The following is an 18,247-nucleotide window of genomic DNA, read 5'->3' on the forward strand; positions in this document are numbered from 1 at the left end:
CCCGGAAGACCGGCAGCAAAACGGCCATCCGAGGATGGCCGTTTCAACGTCAATGGGGCATTACTTCTTTTTCTTCTTGGTGCTCTTTTTCTTGCCATCCTTCGGTTTCTTCTTCTTCACCGGCACTCGCGCCTCCTTGTGCCTCGGGCGTAGCTCCTCGATCACCCGACGCTTGAGCCGCTCCTCGGTGTAGCGCTCGATCTTGGCCACCATGGCCATGTCGTGGGCTTCCACCAGGCTGATGGCGCAGCCACGGTTGCCGGCACGGCCGGTACGGCCGATGCGATGAACATAGACATCGGTACCGTAGGGCATGTCGTAGTTGATGACGTGGCTGACGTTGGGCAAGTCGATACCCCGGGCGGCCACGTCGGTGGCGATGAGGAAGGGCACTTCACCTTCGTGGAACTTGCGGATCGACTCGACGCGCTTGCTCTGCTCCATTTCGCCACGGATCCAGGCACAGGAAACACCGGCCGCCTGCAACTGGCCGGAGAGCTCCGCCAGCCGCTCGCGGGTCTTGACGAAGACAATGGCCTTCTGGGTCTGCGGATCCTTCAGAATATGGATCAGCAGCGCCAGCTTGTGGGCCGCGTCATCGGCCAGGTGTACCCACTGGGTGATGGGACGACGCTCGCTGCGGGGCGGCTCGGCGTGCAGTTCGACCGGATCATTGAGGATCTCATTGGCAAACTTGGTCAGGCCGGCTCCTTCCAGGGTGGCGGAGAACAGCATGGTGTGCTTGCGGTAACGCGCCTCTTCCACGATGCGGTTCACATCCTTGATGAAGCCCATGTCCAGCATGCGGTCCGCTTCATCCAGCACCAACACCTCGATGTCGTGGCTCTCGAACTCTTCCTTCTCGATGTACTCGAGCAAGCGACCCGGAGTGGCCACCACGATGTCGGTGGTCTTGGTCAGGGCCGGCAGCTGCTCTTCATGGCTGACGCCACCGATGATGGTCTCGATACTGAGATGGGTATGTACCGCCAGCGCCCTGGCATGGGCACTGACCTGAAGTGCCAGCTCGCGGGTCGGGGTGAGGATCAGCATGCGGCACGGGCCCGGCTTGCGGCGCGGGAAGTCCAGCAGATGCTGCATGGCTGGCAGCAGGAAGGCGGCGGTCTTGCCGGTACCGGTCGGCGCGGATGCCAGAATATCGCGGCCGTCCAGGGCTGGCTCCAGCACCATCTGTTGAATGGTAGTGGGGCGGGTGAAACCCATCTCGGCCAAGGCCCGGTTGAGGGCTGGATTCAGGTCGAAATCATCAAAGGACTGGCTCATGGCAATACTCGGTCATTAAGGAAACGGCAGATTATAGGCGATTATGCCGCCAGCTCCTATGGCGACTGTGGCTTAGCCGCTATAATCGCCGATCATTTTCGCTATGGCGGACGAGCAACGAGGGTCAGATGGGGTGTAGCAGCGGTTTTACCTTCAAACAATTTCATATCGACCATGACCGCTGTGCCATGAAGGTGGGCACAGACGGCATCCTGCTGGGAGCCTGGGCTCCTGTCGCCGATGCGCGTCGAGTACTGGATATCGGTACCGGCAGCGGCCTCATCGCCCTGATGCTGGCCCAGCGCAGCACGAACGACTGCCGGATCGACGGGGTGGAGCTGGATAAGGATGCAGCGGAGCAGGCCAGGGATAACGTGGCGGCCTCCCCCTGGGCCTCCCGGGTCACCATTATCGAGAATGCCATTCAGGACTATCAGGCTGTTCCTTACGATCTCATCGTCTCCAACCCCCCGTATTTCTTGGCAGGTCAGGTATTTAGCGATCCGGCCAGGGCGCTCGCCCGTCACACGGGTGCGCTCGGTCCCCATGCGCTGCTGGCGGCAAGCCGTCGCCTGCTGAGTCAGGATGGACGGCTGGCACTGGTGCTGCCGACCGCCATGGCAGATGAAATTTTATGCATCTCGGCAGATTATGATCTGTACAGCCTTTGTTATACAGCTGTTATCACCAGGGAGGGGAAAGAGGCAAATCGCGTTTTATTGCTACTTGGCAGAGGATTAAGCAGGTGTGAGCAGGGTGAAATTGTGATCCATTCTACTGCTGGAGGCTATTCCGACAGATACATCCAACTAACCCACCCCTTCTATTTGAAGATGTAAATTTCGCCTTGAACTATTTTTTCACATCATTATGCTGACTATCAAACGAGCGCCCGCTCAAGACCAGCTCAAACCACTGGTGGCGATGAAAAAAGCAGCGGGGCTCCTTTTTTTTTACCCCTGAACAACGCCGGTCACTGACCAATAAAAAACTATAACAAGCAATAGTTTACAAGACAGACGAGGTTGAACTTGACGAAATCACTCACATTGTCCGATGTACTCGGATTGGGCTTCATGACCTTCGCCTTCTATCTGGGCGCAGGCAACATCATCTTCCCGCCCCTGGCCGGTTACATGGCAGGTGAACACCTCTCCCTGGCCATGCTCGGCTTCCTGGTGACTGCCGTGGGCCTGCCCCTCATCACCATTCTCGCCGTCGCCAAGGCCGGCAATGGCTGGGCCGGCATGACCAAGTTGCTGCCCACCGGCATCGCCACCGCGCTGGCCGTCGCCATCTACATCATTATAGGCCCGGCCTTTGCCGCCCCCCGTACCGGCCTGGTAGCCTACGAGATGGGTCTCAAGCCCTTCCTCGGTGACATGGGTCAATCCGGACTGGCCGCCTACACCGTGGTCTTCTTCGGCGTGGCCATTCTGGTCTCCCTCAATCAGGGCAAGCTGATGGATGCCATCGGCAAATACCTGACCCCAGTACTGATGCTGCTGCTGCTGACCCTGGCCATCGGCGTCTTCGTCGCACCCCAGGGCTCCATGCCCGCCGCGTCAGGCGACTATCAGCACAGCCCCCTGGTGAAAGGGATCCTGGAAGGCTACAACACCATGGACACCCTGGCGTCCCTGATGTTTGGCGCCCTGATCGTCGATCTGCTGCGCAAGAAAGGCATCCACGACTACCAGAGCCAGTTCAAGTACCTGGCCATCGCGGGCATCATCTCCGCCATCGGCCTGTCCGTGGTCTATGTCTCCCTGTTCCAGCTGGGTAACACCGCCGGCGGGGTCGCCACCGACATCAGCAATGGCGGCGCCATCGTCAACGCCTATGTCCTGAGCCTGTTCGGCCAGCCGGGTCAGTTCATTCTGGCGGCCATCATCACTCTGGCCTGTTTCACCACGGCCGTGGGCCTGATCTCCGCCTGCTCCGACTTCTTCCACAATCTCACCGGTATGAGCTACCAGAAGCTGGTCGTACTGCTGGGGGCCGTCTGTGCCGTGGTGGCCAACGTCGGTCTGAGCCAGCTCATCAGTCTCTCCATCCCGGTGCTGGTCGCCATCTATCCGGTTGCCGTGGCGCTGGTGCTGGTTACCTTCCTGAAGAGCTACTTCGGACGTCCTCGTCTGGTATTCCGCTCCGTCCTGCTGGTTGCCTTCCTGTTCGGCTGCCTGGACGGTCTGGGTGCGGCCGGCATGAAGATGGATGCGTTCGCCTTCCTGCCGCTGTTCGACAAGGGCCTGGCCTGGTTGCTGCCCACCCTGCTGGCCTGCGGCCTGGGCACCATGGTACGTGGTGGTGACAAGCTGGCTGCCGAAGCCGCCTGATCGTCACCCCAACAACATAAAAGAAGAGGCCAGCATTTGCTGGCCTCTTTCATTTGTGCAACGAGTGCATTGCAAGGTGGTTTCGTGTTCAGAGCACGGATGCCGGCTTGGGTTTGCCTGCCAGGCCGTACCAGTGGCTCTCGACCTGACCGGCATGCCAGCGCAGGGTGCCCCAGGGCTGCTCGCCCTGCCAGCGCGGGAAGTTGATCTGCACGCTGTTGTCTTCGTACTTGTAGAGGGAGGTGCTGATCTCGATATCCGACAGGATAAGCAGCACTACCCCCCCGATAACACTCCATTTCAGCATCTTCCACATGGCGGTTACTCGAAGCAGATCTCTATGGTGGCGCGGCCATACTCGGAATCGAACGGCATCATGATCTTGGCACCATCGGCCCTGTGGGTGATGGTGTGGTTGGGGCCGGAGACGATGATGGGAGTCGCCATGTCGAACTCATAGCCCTTCTCCCCCAGCATGCGCTTGGCGCCACCGGTCACCATGTTGGTGATCTCGCCCACCATGTCGGTCACCTCTTCATTGATGGTGGCCGGCGCCTCCCCCAGCATGCGGCGCATGATCTCCAGCGCCAGCCCCTTCTCGAAGCTGATGGAGAGCGACCCCCGGGTCTGTGGACCCACCATGCCGATGAGGCCGGAGACATCCCCCCGCGCCAGCTCATCCGTCTTGCGCTTGGGAGCACCGGGTTTGAGTTCCATCTGTGCCATGGTGGAGAGCACGTTGAGCAAAGAGAGCAGGAACGGGTTTACGAAATCAGCCTTCATCTTCACTTCCTACGGTGTCGGAGCAACGAGCACATTGGCCATGAGCCTCTATGGTCTTGTTGGTAATAGTAAAACCATGCAGATGAGCCTGCTCGGAAAAGGCGCTGTCGATGGCAGGATCATGCAGCTCCACCACCTCTTTGCAACGATCGCAGATCAGCAGTTGCATGGGATGGGCATGGTCAAAGTGACAGCAGAAGATGAAGGCGTTGAGCGACTCCACCTTGTGAGCGAATCCCTGCTCGAGCAGGAAGTCGAGTGCCCGGTAGACGGTGGGGGGCTTGGCATGGGCCTCGGTCTGCTGCAACTGGGCCAGCAGGTCATAGGCGCTGATGGCATTGCCATGGGCGGCAAGCAGCCGGAACACCTGGCGCCGGGTCGGGGTGAAACGGATCCCCCGCTGGTCGCAGAGACGTTCCGCTCGTTGTAGAAGTAGGTCTTGATTCATGATCACGCAGATACCCTGTCAATTAGCCGGATACTATCACAGGGCCTCGCTGGCGCGGCGACAAAATTCATTTTCTGAGGCTGTCTCACGTTGTGGTAGAATCCGGCCCCTTCTTTTGCCAACCCGGATGATTTTTATGCAGGCGCAGCGCTTCTCCATCGCCCCCATGCTGGACTGGACCGATCGGCATTGCCGTTATTTCCACCGTCTGATGACCCGCCAGACCCTGCTCTATACCGAGATGGTGACCACCGGCGCCATCATCCACGGCAAGGGAGATTATCTGGGCTACAGCGAGCAGGAACACCCGCTCGCCCTGCAGCTCGGGGGCAGCAACCCGGCGGATCTGGCCCGCTGTGCGAAGCTGGCCGAAGAGCGTGGCTATGACGAGATCAACCTCAACGTGGGTTGCCCGTCGGATCGCGTCCAGAATGGCCGCTTCGGCGCCTGTCTGATGGGGGAGCCCGCCCTGGTGGCCGATTGCGTCAAGGCGATGCGCGACGTGGTGAACATTCCGGTGACGGTCAAGACCCGTATCGGCATCGACGAGCAGGACTCCTACGAATTCTTGCAGGCCTTCATTGAGCAGGTGCGCGATGCCGGCTGCGAGACCTTTATCGTTCACGCCCGCAAGGCCTGGCTGAGCGGCCTGAGTCCGAAAGAGAACCGCGAGATCCCGCCGCTCGACTACCCGCGCGTCTATCAGGTCAAGCAGGACTATCCCGAGCTGACCATCGCCCTCAACGGCGGGGTCAATTCTCTCGAGCAGACCCTAGAACATCTGCAGCAGGTGGACGGGGTCATGATGGGGCGCGAGGCGTACCAGAACCCCTACCTCCTGGCCGAGGTCGACAACCGGGTATTCGGTCTGGGTGGTGAGGTGCCGAGCCGCCACGAGGTGGTGCGCATGATGCTGCCCTACATGGAGCAGGAGCTGGCCAAGGGCAACTACCTCTCCCACATGACCCGCCACATGCTGGGTCTGTTCCAGAACATGCAGGGAGCCCGTGCCTGGCGTCGTCACCTGAGCGAGAATGCCTGCAAACCGGGTGCAGGCATCCAGGTGGTGCTGGACGCCATGGCCAAGGTGCCGGAATTCGTCAGCGCCGAGTCGGTGGAGTAACCATGTATCGCTTCACCGGTTCCTGGCTGCACAAGGCGCTGGTACGCCTCTGCGCCGGCCTGCTCGCCATCCTCGGCATCAAGCTCAGCGTCTTCTATTTCATCGGGCTGCTGATCGTGCTTGGCCTGCACAGGGAGCAGTTGCTCGGCTGATCCCGCCAGCCACTCAGGCAAGAAAAAGCCGGAACAGCGATGTTCCGGCTTTTTTATCTGGATGATGGCGCCCGTTCACTCTTCCAGCGCCACAAACTGCAATTCCGGAGGGGAGGAGGTCAGCACGTCGGCGCAATAATCCCAGGTCGAGATGCGATAGTGCTGCAAGTCCTCGTCCAGGTGCAGGCCATCTGACTCCTGATGGAACCAGCTGGCGAAACGGGACGGCGTGATCAGCTGGATCTGCTCCTCGATGACGTGGCTGTCCCGCCCTTCCGCCAGATCGCAATCCTCCATCACCCTCACGGCGAAGATATGGCGGAAACTGACCCGGCACAGCGGCTGCGGCGGCAGATCTATGCTGCGGGCGCGGCCCAACACGATCGTCAGATTGTCACTCCAGATATCCTGATGCAGTTCGGCTACAACCAGGCCGGGGGGAAGTTGGCGGGAGGGTGCCCAGGGCACGGCCACCTGCCGGATGGCATTCTTCTGTTCCATATCCACCTCACTACAGCGCATGCCATATCCTGAGTGTATCTGAAACAAATTTTAACGAAGATGGCAAGAAAAAACCCGGCAGGAGCCGGGTTTCATTTGATTACTTTACGCGATTACTTGACGGCGTCTTTCAGCGCCTTGCCTGCCACAAAGGACGGCACATTGGCGGCTGCAATCTGGATCTCTTTGCCAGTCTGCGGGTTGCGACCGGTGCGGCCCGCGCGATGGTTGACCTTGAAGGTACCAAAACCCACCAACTGAACGGCATCGCCCTCTTTCAGGCTCTGGGTAATACCATTGATGATCTCTTCCAGAGCGACTTTGGCCTGAGCTTTGCTCAGGTCTGCTTTGGCGGCAATTGCATCGACAAGTTGAGCTTTGTTCATAACATTTCCTTTATGATCGGGCATTTAGCACCGGGCCACTCTATTCAAAAAAAAACACTCAGGCAAAGGCTTTATCAGCCGGATTGGCTTGAATGCTGGGGTTTTCATCAAGATCTGCGGAAATAGTCACATATCTCGTCCCCGCGCCCTCCTGACTGGCGACACGGGACGAGAAACCGACGGAGACTTGTATGCAAACCCCCGCCTGATGTAACAATATCCCCACACTCCTATTGACGGTCAACAGGATTTTCCCTAGTTATAGGAGTGTCGTCAGTCGATGAGAATGACCGAAGGCCTGCAGCCATCGCGCTTCATGCCATGCCCATGGAGGGACTATGTTAACTGAACTGGAACAAACCAAGCGCGCGTTGGCAGGCAAGCACCGGGCAATCGATGACTGGCTGGATGCCAGGCAGGCATTGCTGGTCGAATACATGCGGCTGGCCGGGCTCATGCCCACCAAGTCCAAGCAGCGCTCCCTTCCCGGTCACGTCGAACTGCAGCGCTTCTGCGAGCAACTGGTCGACTACGTCAGCGCCGGTCATTTCGAGATCTACAACCACGTGGTCACCGCCTTCGAACAAGCCAGCGGTGACAAACTGGAGTTGGCCAAACGCATCTATCCCCATATTCGTGCCTGCACCGAGTTTGCCCTGGAGTTCAACGACAAATACAGCAATGCCGACGAGGCCCAGCTGTTGCAGCTCGATGAGGATCTGAATCAGCTGGGGCCCGTGCTGGAGGACAGGTTCAAGCAGGAAGACAGGCTGGTCAAGGCACTTCAGGTGGTCGAATCCCTCAGTCAACAGCGGGTCTGATGTCCAATATCGGAGCCAGTTCAACATCCTGATGCGCCAGCTACATTACACTCTGGGGCATGGATGGTTAGCACTGTGCTCGCACGCAGACCGGAGATGAACATGGCCGAGCGCCGCCACTTTACACGAGTCTTCTATTTGACCGCCGCCAAACTGACGCAGGGAGTACACCAGTGGCACACCCAACTGGTGGATGTCTCCCTGCAGGGCGCCCTGCTGCTGAGGCCCGAGGATTGGGTCGGCAGCGATGACAAGGAGTACGAGATCTGCTTCATGCTCGGCGGCAGTGACATCGAGATCGGGATGCAAGTGGAGCTAACCCACGAGGCCAGCAAGAAGCTGGGCTTCTACTGCCACCACATCGACATCGACAGCGCCACCCACCTCAAGCGGATGATGGAGTTGAACATCGGGGAAGAGCAGCTGCTGTATCGCGAGCTGGAGCAGTTGCTGCAAGAGCACAAGGAACACAATCCTCCCACCTGACTCACCATCGGTGAAAAAGGAGCGTCATACGCTCCTTTTTTGTTCTCTTTTGCGCTGTTACAAGGCCTCCAGGGCATCGAACAGCTTCTTCACCGGCACCACCTCCATCCCCTCGATAGGATGCTTGGGTGCGTTGGCATGAGGCACTATGGCACGGCGGAAACCGTGCTTGGCAGCCTCCTGCAACCGCTCCTGGCCAGAGGGTACAGGTCGGATCTCGCCAGACAGCCCCACCTCGCCAAAGACCACCAGATCCTTGGGCAAGGCCTGATCCCGGAAGCTGGAGACCATGGCCAGCAACAGCGCCAGATCCGCACTGGTCTCCTCGACCTTGACCCCGCCAACCACATTGATGAAGACATCCTGATCCGCCATCTGCAACCCGCCGTGACGGTGCAGTACCGCCAGCAGCATGGCGAGACGGTTATGATCCATGCCCACCGCCACCCGGCGCGGATTGGAGAGCTGGGAGTAATCCACCAGCGCCTGCAACTCCACCAGCAGGGGGCGCGTCCCCTCCCAGATCACCATGACGATGGAGCCGGGTGCCTGCTCCTCGCCACGGCTCAGGAAGATGGCGGAGGGATTGCTCACCTCTTTCATCCCCTGCCCCGTCATGGCGAAGACACCGAGTTCGTTGACCGCACCGAAGCGGTTCTTGTGGGAACGCAGGGTCCGAAAGCGCGAGTCGTGGGCACCGTCCAACAGTACGGAGCAGTCGACACAGTGCTCCAGCACCTTGGGACCGGCCAGGGTGCCGTCCTTGGTGACATGGCCCACCATGAAGATGGCGACATGATTCTGCTTGGCATAGCGGGTGAGCAGGGCCGCAGATTCGCGCACCTGGGAGACGGAGCCGGGGGATGACTGCACATCCGCCACATGCATCACCTGGATCGAGTCGATGACCATGATCTGCGGCTGCTCCTGCTGGGCAATGATGCAGATCTGCTCCACGCTGGTTTCCGACAGCATGCGCAGCTTGTCGGTGGGCAAGCCCAGCCGGCCGGCCCGCATCGCCACCTGTTGCAGCGACTCCTCCCCGGTCACATACAGGGTCTTCATCCGCTGTGCCAGACCACACATGGTCTGCAGCAGCAGGGTCGATTTGCCAGCCCCCGGGTTGCCACCAATGAGGATCGCCGAGCCCGGCACCACACCGCCGCCGAGCACCCGGTCCAGCTCCTTGAAGCCCGAACTGAAGCGGGGGATCTCGGTGGTCGCGACCTCGGCCAGGGTCTGCACCTGGCTGCCGATGGCACCGGCATAACCGGTGTAGCGGGCACTCTTTCCCGGTGTCGTGACGCCCAACCGGACCTCGGTGATGGTGTTCCACTCCTTGCACTCGCTGCATTGGCCTTGCCAGCGGGAGAAGTCGGCGCCACATTCGGAACAAACATAGGCGGTTTTGTTTTTGGCCATGGATAACTCGGGGACAGGATGAATTCCTGCTTGATATACTGGTTTGCGACCGACAGATCAAACCCAGAATCGGAAAAGTGACTTTCCGCGGCAGGAATACATGGATTCAGAACAACCACTCCACCTGATAGAACAACTGGTCCCCCTGCTCCGGGAAAAGGACTTCGACGAGATCTTCAACCGCCTGACCCAGAACGAGAATACCAACGGCCGTTTCCTGCTGAAGATGGAGCTCAAGCGCAAGTGCACTCCCTGCCGGCGCGTGATCGACATGCGCAACGAACTGGGGCCCCTCTGTCAGGTACACGAGTTTGAGGGTGTCACCCACTTCATGCCCGCCGAGGCCATCGAGCAGTTCCAGTCCCAGTGCTACCTCTACCGGGACAGCTACACCCTGGGGGTCTACGAGGCGCTGCAAGCCTGGTGCAAGCTCAATCAGGGGCGCAGCGAGAGCCTCTCCTTGCCCGTCAGCCCGTTCCGCCCCTTCGATGTCAATGCCATTCCCTTCGCCAGCCACTACGGCCGGCAGGAGGAGCGGATGCACTTCAGCTCACCCATGGTGCTCAAGCTGGCGAGCGGAGAGAAGCTGCAGGCCAAGAGTTCGGACATCTCTCTCGGCGGGATCCGGGTCTTGGTCCCCTATCTGCCCGACTACCAGACCGGCGACCACATCGAGGTCTTCTTCACCGGCCTGGAACGCGAGCACCCCACCCCCATGCTGCGCCAGTCGATCGACTATCAGATCCTGGGGAAGGAGCAGAAAGAGGGAAAATTCTGGCTGCGGCTGGTGAAGAGTGACGATCATCCCGCCTTCGATGAGTTCCTGCGCGACTTCATCGAGCGCAACCGCAGCCGCTATCGGGTCAGCGTCGACTACCTGCTGTCGGCCGCCATCATCAAGGGGTACGAACAGTTCTACCTGCCGCGCATGACCGGCATGCCGCTCTTCTTCGGCCAGGGTGCAACCCCTGGCCTCGAGATCGCCCTGCGTACCGAGAACAACCAGCACATCCTCGAGTACTGGCGCGACGCCAAGAACCGCGACATGCTCGCCAGCCTCTTCACGCCAGCGCGCATGCCGTCACTGTTGCCCGCCAAAGGGGGGCTTCGCGAAACCCTGATCTACAGCTTCACCCACTCGGTGCGCAGCCACCTCTACTTCTTCTCCGCTACCCGGGAAGAGCTTGAGCAGAGCGGGCTGACTGCCCTGTTCTTTCAGATAGGCGCCCGCCGCCCCAGCTGGCGTGTCTACAAATTCAGCCTGGAGGCCTGCACCCTGGCCGAGGCCGATCTCGACAGCCAGCCGGGAGGGGCGCACCAGTTGCAGGACATGTTGCTGCGCGAGCGGCTCGGCCAGCTGGGCTATGTGGGCATGCTGCAGGAGATCGGGCTCGACAACCAGCGCGGCGAGTTCCGGTTCGACAGCAGTCAGACGCACAACGCCAACGCCTTGCAACGCTTCGGCCACGACATCCATGCGATCCCCTTCGAGATAGAGACGCTGCACTATGTGCAACTGCGCAAGGAGGCCCGCTACGTCCACAAGACGGCGATCGTGATCCGCCACCAGGATCGTGCCTGGCTCGGCTGGACCCGCGACATCTCGACCCACGGCATGCAGATAGAGCTGGAGGAGCCGTTCTCTGGCGAGAAGGGGGACATCATCCAGGTCGCCCTGCCCCGCCTGCAGGATCTCGCCAAGAACATGGATCTGCAGCACCTCCCCTATCGGCTGGTCAGCCTCAACCTGAGTCGTACCGTGCTGCACCTGTGCATCGAGGGGACGGCAGAGCGCCACATCGGCCACCAGTTTTTCAGCCTGCTGATCGAGAGCAACCAGAACAAGCTCAAACCCACCAAGGAGCACAAACGCTATCGTGGCATGGCAAGGGCACTGCGCAACCTCTATACCCACCACCTGTTCAATACCCCTGTCTATGTGAACAAGCTCAACGGGCCACCCCGCCCCGCCGCGCTGGGGCTGGCGCCCAGACCGCGCAGCCTCGCCGGCCTGTTGCAGGCTTGCGCCGAACAAGAGAAACACCTGAACCTCTACCCCCTGTTCCAGGGAACGCTGCTCAAGACCCTGCTGCTCAACCCCCTGCGCACCATAGAGCGGGAAGACAAGCCGGAAGAGGAAGAGGTCTACATCGCCGGACTGCACACCAAGGGTGGCACTCCCCTGTTTCGCAGCCAGCTTGCCAGCAGTTTTGCATCGGTTGAGCAGAAGCGCCGTTTCATCGAGTTGGCTCGGCAACAGGGTGAGTTCTATTCGGTGCTGGTCGGCATCTCCCGCACCGGCCGCCCCGACACCAGCTTCATCGCGGGCGAGCTGGACTACATCGCCAAGTTCGCCATTCACAAGGCCAAGAAACTGGAGGAGGAGCTGTGGAGCGTGGTGGGGGTGGGCGAGCTGACCGACACCACAGAGGCCACCCTGTTCCGGCTCGGCATCCCGGCACTCTGACCCTGGCGGGACGAGCGCCATCCACGACAAGGGCGGCCATGTGGCCGCCCTTGTCATGTCAGGCCGCCTGCGGGTTGCGCAGCCAGGCCAGGATCTCGGGGAAGTGATCCTCCTGGGCCTGGGGGGCCGTCAGCATGTTGATGTGGTCGTAGTCGAGCCGGTTGCCGTTGTCCCGGCCGAGGCGGGTATGACGCGCGGCGGAGCCCATCTCGTCGCTGAAGCGGCGCACGTCGGTCGGGTGACCCAGCACCTTGTCCGCCTTGGCCGAGATCATCCAGAGCGGCGGCCAGTTGACCCTGGCTGCGGCCTCCCCGTAGGCGAAGCCATCGTGGGGATCCTGCCAGGGCCCGCATTTCACCCAGGGGATGGTCTCCTGCAGGTAACGCAAGGGTTCATCGTCCGCCCCAATCCGCAACCGGCGCGCGGCCAGAAAACCGCGGTTTCGTGCCAGCCAGGGTGCCAGCCGGTTCCAGATTAGATCCACCTTCAACCAGCGCTCGGGGTTCTGTACCGAGACCCCCCGCTTGGTGCCGAAAAACACCAGACTGGCTATCTGGTCGGCCAGCTCCGGGAAGCGCACCAGGGTCGAGGCCATGATGACCCCGCCCCAGGAGTGGGCCATCCAGTGCACCCTGGCGCCGGCATGACGAGCACCGACCCAGTGTTGCAGGGCCGGCAGATCCTCGGTGATCAGCTCATGCTGGCCGTGGCCGGCCCGCTCGGCGATGGCCGGCGTGCTCTGGCCCCGCCCGCGCAGATCCGCCACATACACCTGATAACCGTGCCGTGCCAGGAAACAGGCCAGCCCCTTGCCGGATTCGGTGTAGAAGATGCGTCCGTTCTCGATGGCGCCGTGCACCATCAGGATGGGATCGGCATGCACGGCGACACCGGGCTGAATATGGCGCACATGCAGCCGATGCTCGCCACAGGGGACAAACAGGGATTGTTGCAACAGTTCCATCTTGTTCTTTGCTCCTCCTTGAGCGGGTTCAACACCAGCGCCGGTCGCGGCAGGCCAGCGCGCCGAGCAGGCAGAGCACCCCTTCCAGATCATGGTGATTGAGGGTGGCGGCCGCCTGGGCACGTACCAATGGCTTGGCGTGGATGGCAATGCCGAGCCCGGCCACCCCCATCATCTTGAGATCGTTGGCGCCATCGCCGACCGCCACCGTCTGGGCTACGGGGATCTCATGCTGCCGCGCCAGTTGCTGCAACACCTCGGCCTTGACGGCGGCATCTACGATGCGCCCGCTCACCTTGCCGGTCAGCAGGCCTCCCTCCACCGCCAGCTCGTTGGCAAAGATGGCGTCCAGCCCGAGCGCCTGTTGTAGTTCGCCGGCGAAACGGGTAAAGCCGCCCGAGGCAATCGCCACTGTCCAACCCGACTGCTTGAGGGTATCGACCATCAGTTGCAAGCCGGGCATCCAGGGCATGGCGGCCGCCACCTCATCGAGGATGGTGACCGGTGCACCTTCCAGCAGCGCGACCCGGCTGCGCAGGCTGTCGGCAAACTCCAGCTTGCCCTGCATGGCCGCCGCCGTCACCGCCGCCACCTGATCGCCCACTCCGGCCAGACGGGCTATTTCGTCGATGCACTCGATCCGGATCGCGGTGGAATCCATGTCCATCACCAGCAACCCGGGTTCTCCCAGGGTCGGCAGGATGGCAAGATGGCAGACATCGATGTCCCACTCCTGCCCCTTGATGGCCTGCACCAGCTCGGGAGAGAAGCGGTTCGCGCCGAGCAGAAGCAGAGGAACACCGGCCTGCTCCCCCAGGGGATAGAGGCTGGCTTCGACCCCATGGTCTGCCAGCAGCCTCGCCACCTGTGCCAGGTGGCGAGCATTCAACGCCTTGCCAAACATGACGAGCCAGGCGCCGTCGTGGGCACTGGCTGCGGGCAACAGGGCTTCAGGGGTAAGCTGCCAGCAGGGAACACTGCACAGGGCCTTGGCCCAGTCATGCGGGGAACGGGGGAGTTGGGACAACAACATAAGAAAGACGCCTTCCTTGGAGATCACGGGGTTCATCATGCGGGCCCAGAGTAGCGTATTGCTTTTTGTACAGGCAAGCGCCAAGATCCCCCACCATTGTTCATTCACCGCAAGAGGCTCAGCGCTGTGCGTCATCTCCCCATCAAACGTGTTATCAGCCTGGCAGCAGGGATCCTGCTCGCCCTCTGGGTGCTGGCGTTGATGATCCACATGCAGGGAGCAAGCCAGGCCGCATTGCACAGCGCGGCGCGGGACAGAGCCCAGGCGCTGGTCGCCTACGCCGCCCGGGACATGCGGCGCTGGATCAAGGAGGACAAGGAGAGCGAGCTGGAGCGGCTGGCACAGGATCTCGCCGCCGAACCCGAGATCCTCGATGTCACACTCTATGATGCCCGTGGTATCCCGCTCGCCCAATCGGATCAAGCGGTACCTCTGGACAGCCTGTTGCCCATCGGCACCGACAACAAGTCACTGCCGGAGCAGGGCAAGGGGCGCACCCAGTTCGTGCAGGAGATCCAGGAGGGTAACCTGACCCTGGGCTACCTGAGGATCACGCTGGAGGAGCAGACGCTGATCGCCGCGCAAGACACCCATCTCAAGGTGAGTCAGGAGAAACAGCGGCTGATGCTGCTGGTGATGCTGCTGGCCGGCCTGCTCATCTCCTACGGGGTGCGCCGCAACTACATGCGGGTACGCAAGCACAAGAAGAGATCGGTGCAGAGCCAGGCCTCCGCCGATCACGCCCCGCCGCCCGGCATCGAATAAGGCGCAGTTCGCAAAACGCGTTGCTCATGTTATTCCCCCCAACTGTTCGAGCTTCTGATCGAACAGAGTATCGAGACACTTGGCATCGCGTCATCGCTGAGGCGTTCGTTAACGAAGTGACGATCCACGATCACCTCATGCCGCAGTTGCTTGAGCAGCCTATCCAGCCATTTTCGCTGTATCGACATCCAACTGTGCTGCGCCTAGTTCTTCTCCATCCCCAAGTACATTGATTGAATCTCAAGCCCACCGAAGGCGGTATCCCATAGCCCTTAACTTCTCAGGTCTGCCCACCTGACTTTGGTGACATCCTGGGGTTCAGGCGTAGCTTGAGACTGAAGCAAACGAATTTTTCACACCTTTCCAGCCGGTTTGGGGTGTGATCTCGATTAGTGGTTTATGTTTTCGGTATGAGACGCCCGCATTGAATGCAATGAGATACAACGTTTGTAGACATCTTCAGGCAAGAGGCGCATCAGCCACTCCAGCAGAAGGAAACAAGGTCATGAAGCAACCCCTATTTCGCCGTAGCGTGTTGGCGGCCGTGATTGCCCTCGGCACGGTATTGGCTGCCTGTAAAGAGGAGCCCCCCCCCGTCACGCAAAGTGTTCCGCCCAACGTAGCCTCTGCTGCCAACCCAACCAGTGATGCCAGCCCTGCGGTCGCACCGCAAGGGCAGCCCGTTAACGCACCTGCATCGACATATACCCCGGAGGCGCTCGAGACCCTGCTTGCGCCCGTAGCGCTTTACCCTGATGCGGTATTGTCTCAGGTGTTGGCCAGCGCCACCAATCCGCAAGAGGTGCTCGATGCCGGCAACTGGCTGGTCGCCCACCCCGATCTCAAAGGGAAAGAGCTGACCGCCGCCATTGCGCCGCTGGGCTTTACGCCGCCCACCATGTCGCTGATGCACTTCCCGACCGTCATGGACATGATGTGCTTGAAGATGGATTGGACGACCGAGTTGGGCAGTGCCTTCCTGGCTGATGAGCCGGGCGTACTGGCAGCCGTTCAGCGCCTGCGTCAACAAGCGATGGAGGTCGGCAACCTGAAAGACTCGGAGCAGATGAAAGTGGCCAAGGATGAGCAGAACAATCAGCAGATCGTCACCATTGCGCCAGCCAACCCTGACGTCGTTTATGTCCCACAATACGACCCGAGCGCTGTCTATAGCCCGCCAGCTGCCGGGCCAGCTCCCGCACCGGTGACCACAGCAACCACGACAACGACCGTGCCTGCGACAACGACCACGACAGTGGTGGAACATGACGATCACGACAACGATGATGAATACGACCGCGGTGATATGGTCTTGACGGGCTTGCTCGCCTTTGGCGCGGGCATGCTGGTCAACGAGGTCTTCAACGACGATGATGAGGGCGATTATTATTACCCTAGGTGGGGATCAGATTATCCCAGCGGTTATGCCCCCTATCGTTATAACCCCAACTATGGTAATGGATTCCGTCCCACCAGCGGGTACAACCGTCCGGTCAACTATCAGCGGGGCTCCAACAACAATATTTATATCAACGCCAAGGGGAACGATTACTTCAACAAGTTTGAGCGCGGCCCCAATAACTACCTGCGCCAAGCCGACAGCCCCATCACGGCGGTGCGCCCCAACCGCCCTGAGCTGGCTCCCCTGGGACAACGCTCGCAGAATAACGCGGCAGGGGCGGTCCAGCGAGATATCACACCGAAGGGGAGTTATGCAGGGATCAATCGCCAGCCTGAAGGCGCATACGCTGGCGCCCCGCGCGCTGTCAATGAGGTGAACAGAGAAGCTCGCGTCACCGCGCCGAAGGGAACCTATGCGGGAGCCAACCGCCAACCCAAGAGCGACAATGCCAAGGTGACGCGCGACGTCAGACAGGCAAACAGGGAAGCAAATGTGGCCCAACGCACGCCGCGCCAGGGCGACTACGCAGGAGACAAAGTCAGGCGGCAGCAAATCACGCCACAGACCGCAGGAGCCCGTGATCGCGGCTATGTCCAGCCACGCGCCACTCACAGCAAGAGCACAGCACAGACGGCGACGCGCAGAGCACCTGTTGCCTCAAAGAGTGCCTTCCAAGGGGTACAGAATTCGGGTAGAACCGAGCGCGCCGCCAGCCAACGTGGGCGTGAAAGTGTGGCTAGCAGCGCGCGTGCCGGGCGCACCACTCAACCCAGACGGAGTACGCGATAATGAAGCGTTTGTTGAAATGGAGTTGGGCCCCCTCATGGGGTTTGGCCCTGCTGGCTCTGACCGTTGCCTGCGACGCAAGCGCCATGGCACAGCGTACCTTCGCCACCCCGGATGAAGCGGTGCAGGCCCTGATCTCGGCCCTGGAGCGGAATGATGTCACCGCACTGACGCTGTTGCTCGGCGAAAATAGTGAGGAGGCCATTACCTCGGGGGATGAGGTGGCCGATGCCAATGATCGCACCGCCTTCGTCGCGAGCTTCAAGAGCAAGCACCAACTGATGGCCGAAGGTAAGGATAAAATGATACTGGTCGTGGGGGAGTCGGATTGGCCACTGCCCATCCCCCTCGTGGCCGCAGATGGCAAGTGGTATCTCGATGGTGCCGCCGGTGCCAAAGAGATCGCCTATCGCCGCATCGGTCGCAATGAGCTGGGGGCGATTGCGGTGTGCCGTGGCTTTATCGACGCGCAGATAGAATACGCCGCCATGGGGCATGATGGCCAAACTGCGGGGCTCTTTGCGGCAAAACTGCGTAGTGATGCAGGACAACAAAATGGACTCTATTGGCCTGTAGGCGAGGGGGAACCAGCAAGCCCGGCCGGAGAGGAGGTCGTCAGTGCCGCGGCAGAGGGCTACAAGACCGTGGTCGGTCAACGCACACCCTATCATGGCTACTACTACCGTATCCTGTATGCCCAAGGGGCCGCAGCCAATGGGGGGAGTAAAGAGTACTTTGTCGAAGGACAATTGAGAGACGGTGTCGCCCTGATCGCCTGGCCAGCCGATTATGCCAACAGCGGGGTGATGACCTTCATGGTGAATCACGAGGGGCGGGTTTACCAAAAGGATCTCGGCGCCGAAACGGCAACTGTCGTTGAGGCGATCCAGCTGTTCGATCCCGACAAGAGCTGGTCGCTGGTGGTTAGCGAAGAAGGTGATTAGGGTTCTTTATCTACCACTGGATCTTGGCGACTAGCATGGCGAGCGCGGCGTGATTGAGATCACAGGAGGTGATGCGGGGCCAGCAGGTTCCGTCATCGGCCAACAGAAAGGACATCGTTGTCGATCTGCGGATCTGCCAAC

The 18,247-nt window shown here is 60.5% G+C and carries 19 protein-coding genes; 10 read left to right on the plus strand and 9 right to left on the minus strand.

Going from position 1 to position 18,247, the window contains the following annotated elements; translation table 11 throughout:
• Positions 1-60 precede the first annotated feature (60 nt).
• Entirely contained in the window at positions 61-1,284 is a 1,224-nt protein-coding gene (srmB, locus tag ACB039_RS09535; protein WP_005332263.1) for an ATP-dependent RNA helicase SrmB, read from the minus strand.
• A 128-nt stretch (positions 1,285-1,412) separates the two neighbouring features.
• Here srmB and ACB039_RS09540 point away from each other — a divergent pair, with 128 nt between their 5' ends.
• Together ACB039_RS09540 and brnQ are read left to right on the plus strand one after the other, a co-directional pair.
• Positions 1,413-2,123, plus strand: a complete 711-nt coding sequence (locus tag ACB039_RS09540; RefSeq protein ID WP_171275399.1) for a tRNA1(Val) (adenine(37)-N6)-methyltransferase — start codon at positions 1,413-1,415, stop codon at positions 2,121-2,123.
• Between the two features lie 237 nt (positions 2,124-2,360).
• Positions 2,361-3,623 carry a branched-chain amino acid transport system II carrier protein gene (brnQ, locus tag ACB039_RS09545; protein WP_042649820.1) on the plus strand — a complete coding sequence of 421 codons (1,263 nt, stop codon included), beginning with the start codon at positions 2,361-2,363 and terminating at the stop codon, positions 3,621-3,623.
• Positions 3,624-3,711: 88 nt separating this feature from the next.
• Here the strand turns inward: brnQ and ACB039_RS09550 are convergent, their stop codons facing one another.
• The 3 genes from ACB039_RS09550 to zur are packed head-to-tail and all read right to left on the minus strand — an operon-like array spanning position 3,712 to position 4,854.
• Positions 3,712-3,939, minus strand: a complete 228-nt coding sequence (locus tag ACB039_RS09550) for a hypothetical protein (protein WP_005332257.1) — start codon at positions 3,937-3,939, stop codon at positions 3,712-3,714.
• 5 nt (positions 3,940-3,944) lie between these two features.
• The gene (locus tag ACB039_RS09555; RefSeq protein WP_005332255.1) at positions 3,945-4,406 is read right to left on the minus strand and encodes a chemotaxis protein CheX; all 462 of its coding nucleotides are present in this window, start codon (positions 4,404-4,406) and stop codon (positions 3,945-3,947) included.
• Positions 4,396-4,854 (minus strand): zinc uptake transcriptional repressor Zur, encoded by a 459-nt coding sequence (zur, locus tag ACB039_RS09560; protein WP_041206428.1) that lies wholly within the window; start codon positions 4,852-4,854, stop codon positions 4,396-4,398. Before zur ends, ACB039_RS09555 begins: the two co-directional genes overlap by 11 nt.
• A 136-nt stretch (positions 4,855-4,990) precedes the next feature.
• Between zur and dusA the strand changes: the two genes are divergently transcribed.
• Positions 4,991-5,977, plus strand: a complete 987-nt coding sequence (gene dusA / locus ACB039_RS09565) for a tRNA dihydrouridine(20/20a) synthase DusA (RefSeq protein ID WP_042649784.1) — start codon at positions 4,991-4,993, stop codon at positions 5,975-5,977.
• A 2-nt stretch (positions 5,978-5,979) separates the two neighbouring features.
• Positions 5,980-6,129, plus strand: a complete 150-nt coding sequence (locus tag ACB039_RS09570; protein WP_005332250.1) for a hypothetical protein — start codon at positions 5,980-5,982, stop codon at positions 6,127-6,129.
• Positions 6,130-6,204: 75 nt separating this feature from the next.
• Here the strand turns inward: ACB039_RS09570 and ACB039_RS09575 are convergent, their stop codons facing one another.
• Together ACB039_RS09575 and hupA are read right to left on the minus strand one after the other, a co-directional pair.
• Positions 6,205-6,630 (minus strand): hypothetical protein, encoded by a 426-nt coding sequence (locus tag ACB039_RS09575; protein WP_042649818.1) that lies wholly within the window; start codon positions 6,628-6,630, stop codon positions 6,205-6,207.
• A gap of 113 nt (positions 6,631-6,743) precedes the next feature.
• On the minus strand, positions 6,744-7,016 hold the full coding sequence (hupA, locus tag ACB039_RS09580) for a nucleoid-associated protein HU-alpha (protein ID WP_005305063.1): 273 nt from the start codon (positions 7,014-7,016) through the stop codon (positions 6,744-6,746).
• 338 nt (positions 7,017-7,354) lie between these two features.
• On the opposite strand from hupA, the gene ACB039_RS09585 reads away from it, so the two are divergent.
• Both ACB039_RS09585 and ACB039_RS09590 read left to right on the plus strand, forming a co-directional pair.
• A complete protein-coding gene (locus ACB039_RS09585; protein ID WP_041206431.1) occupies positions 7,355-7,837 on the plus strand; it encodes an Rsd/AlgQ family anti-sigma factor in 483 nt (160 codons plus the stop codon).
• A gap of 102 nt (positions 7,838-7,939) precedes the next feature.
• A complete protein-coding gene (locus tag ACB039_RS09590; protein ID WP_043128954.1) occupies positions 7,940-8,323 on the plus strand; it encodes a PilZ domain-containing protein in 384 nt (127 codons plus the stop codon).
• 57 nt (positions 8,324-8,380) lie between these two features.
• On the opposite strand, the gene radA is transcribed toward ACB039_RS09590, so the two are convergent.
• On the minus strand, positions 8,381-9,745 hold the full coding sequence (radA, locus tag ACB039_RS09595; protein WP_005332241.1) for a DNA repair protein RadA: 1,365 nt from the start codon (positions 9,743-9,745) through the stop codon (positions 8,381-8,383).
• 100 nt (positions 9,746-9,845) lie between these two features.
• Here radA and ACB039_RS09600 point away from each other — a divergent pair, with 100 nt between their 5' ends.
• Positions 9,846-12,212, plus strand: a complete 2,367-nt coding sequence (locus ACB039_RS09600; protein ID WP_005332239.1) for a PilZ domain-containing protein — start codon at positions 9,846-9,848, stop codon at positions 12,210-12,212.
• Positions 12,213-12,270: 58 nt separating this feature from the next.
• Here the strand turns inward: ACB039_RS09600 and ACB039_RS09605 are convergent, their stop codons facing one another.
• Both ACB039_RS09605 and serB read right to left on the minus strand, forming a co-directional pair.
• Positions 12,271-13,176, minus strand: coding sequence for an alpha/beta fold hydrolase (locus tag ACB039_RS09605; RefSeq protein WP_171272669.1), 906 nt, complete (start codon positions 13,174-13,176; stop codon positions 12,271-12,273).
• A gap of 28 nt (positions 13,177-13,204) precedes the next feature.
• Positions 13,205-14,209: a phosphoserine phosphatase SerB gene (gene serB / locus ACB039_RS09610; RefSeq protein WP_317841888.1), complete on the minus strand. Its 1,005-nt coding sequence runs from the start codon at positions 14,207-14,209 to the stop codon at positions 13,205-13,207.
• Between the two features lie 126 nt (positions 14,210-14,335).
• Between serB and ACB039_RS09615 the strand changes: the two genes are divergently transcribed.
• The 3 genes from ACB039_RS09615 (at position 14,336) to ACB039_RS09625 (ending at position 18,106) form a co-directional block, all read left to right on the plus strand.
• Positions 14,336-14,974 carry an AhpA/YtjB family protein gene (locus ACB039_RS09615; protein ID WP_041207088.1) on the plus strand — a complete coding sequence of 213 codons (639 nt, stop codon included), beginning with the start codon at positions 14,336-14,338 and terminating at the stop codon, positions 14,972-14,974.
• Between the two features lie 505 nt (positions 14,975-15,479).
• Positions 15,480-17,165, plus strand: a complete 1,686-nt coding sequence (locus ACB039_RS09620) for a DUF3300 domain-containing protein (protein ID WP_371165550.1) — start codon at positions 15,480-15,482, stop codon at positions 17,163-17,165.
• A complete protein-coding gene (locus ACB039_RS09625; RefSeq protein WP_081805783.1) occupies positions 17,165-18,106 on the plus strand; it encodes a DUF2950 domain-containing protein in 942 nt (313 codons plus the stop codon). The genes ACB039_RS09620 and ACB039_RS09625 overlap by 1 nt, the downstream gene beginning before the upstream one ends.
• Positions 18,107-18,247 lie beyond the last annotated feature (141 nt).

Origin of the sequence: Aeromonas sp. S2(2024), assembly GCF_041402505.1 — a bacterium.
GTDB classification, from domain to species: domain Bacteria; phylum Pseudomonadota; class Gammaproteobacteria; order Enterobacterales; family Aeromonadaceae; genus Aeromonas; species Aeromonas media.

What these genes read in the sequence shown, in the direction of transcription:
- srmB (WP_005332263.1), bottom strand. Translation starts at nt 1,284, where the DNA reads ATGAGCCAGTCCTTTGATGATTTCGACCTGAATCCAGCCCTCAACCGG.
- ACB039_RS09540 (WP_171275399.1), top strand. Translation starts at nt 1,413, where the DNA reads ATGGGGTGTAGCAGCGGTTTTACCTTCAAACAATTTCATATCGACCAT.
- brnQ (WP_042649820.1), top strand. Translation starts at nt 2,361, where the DNA reads ATGACCTTCGCCTTCTATCTGGGCGCAGGCAACATCATCTTCCCGCCC.
- ACB039_RS09550 (WP_005332257.1), bottom strand. Translation starts at nt 3,939, where the DNA reads ATGTGGAAGATGCTGAAATGGAGTGTTATCGGGGGGGTAGTGCTGCTT.
- ACB039_RS09555 (WP_005332255.1), bottom strand. Translation starts at nt 4,406, where the DNA reads ATGAAGGCTGATTTCGTAAACCCGTTCCTGCTCTCTTTGCTCAACGTG.
- zur (WP_041206428.1), bottom strand. Translation starts at nt 4,854, where the DNA reads ATGAATCAAGACCTACTTCTACAACGAGCGGAACGTCTCTGCGACCAG.
- dusA (WP_042649784.1), top strand. Translation starts at nt 4,991, where the DNA reads ATGCAGGCGCAGCGCTTCTCCATCGCCCCCATGCTGGACTGGACCGAT.
- ACB039_RS09570 (WP_005332250.1), top strand. Translation starts at nt 5,980, where the DNA reads ATGTATCGCTTCACCGGTTCCTGGCTGCACAAGGCGCTGGTACGCCTC.
- ACB039_RS09575 (WP_042649818.1), bottom strand. Translation starts at nt 6,630, where the DNA reads ATGGAACAGAAGAATGCCATCCGGCAGGTGGCCGTGCCCTGGGCACCC.
- hupA (WP_005305063.1), bottom strand. Translation starts at nt 7,016, where the DNA reads ATGAACAAAGCTCAACTTGTCGATGCAATTGCCGCCAAAGCAGACCTG.
- ACB039_RS09585 (WP_041206431.1), top strand. Translation starts at nt 7,355, where the DNA reads ATGTTAACTGAACTGGAACAAACCAAGCGCGCGTTGGCAGGCAAGCAC.
- ACB039_RS09590 (WP_043128954.1), top strand. Translation starts at nt 7,940, where the DNA reads ATGGCCGAGCGCCGCCACTTTACACGAGTCTTCTATTTGACCGCCGCC.
- radA (WP_005332241.1), bottom strand. Translation starts at nt 9,745, where the DNA reads ATGGCCAAAAACAAAACCGCCTATGTTTGTTCCGAATGTGGCGCCGAC.
- ACB039_RS09600 (WP_005332239.1), top strand. Translation starts at nt 9,846, where the DNA reads ATGGATTCAGAACAACCACTCCACCTGATAGAACAACTGGTCCCCCTG.
- ACB039_RS09605 (WP_171272669.1), bottom strand. Translation starts at nt 13,176, where the DNA reads ATGGAACTGTTGCAACAATCCCTGTTTGTCCCCTGTGGCGAGCATCGG.
- serB (WP_317841888.1), bottom strand. Translation starts at nt 14,209, where the DNA reads ATGTTGTTGTCCCAACTCCCCCGTTCCCCGCATGACTGGGCCAAGGCC.
- ACB039_RS09620 (WP_371165550.1), top strand. Translation starts at nt 15,480, where the DNA reads ATGAAGCAACCCCTATTTCGCCGTAGCGTGTTGGCGGCCGTGATTGCC.
- ACB039_RS09625 (WP_081805783.1), top strand. Translation starts at nt 17,165, where the DNA reads ATGAAGCGTTTGTTGAAATGGAGTTGGGCCCCCTCATGGGGTTTGGCC.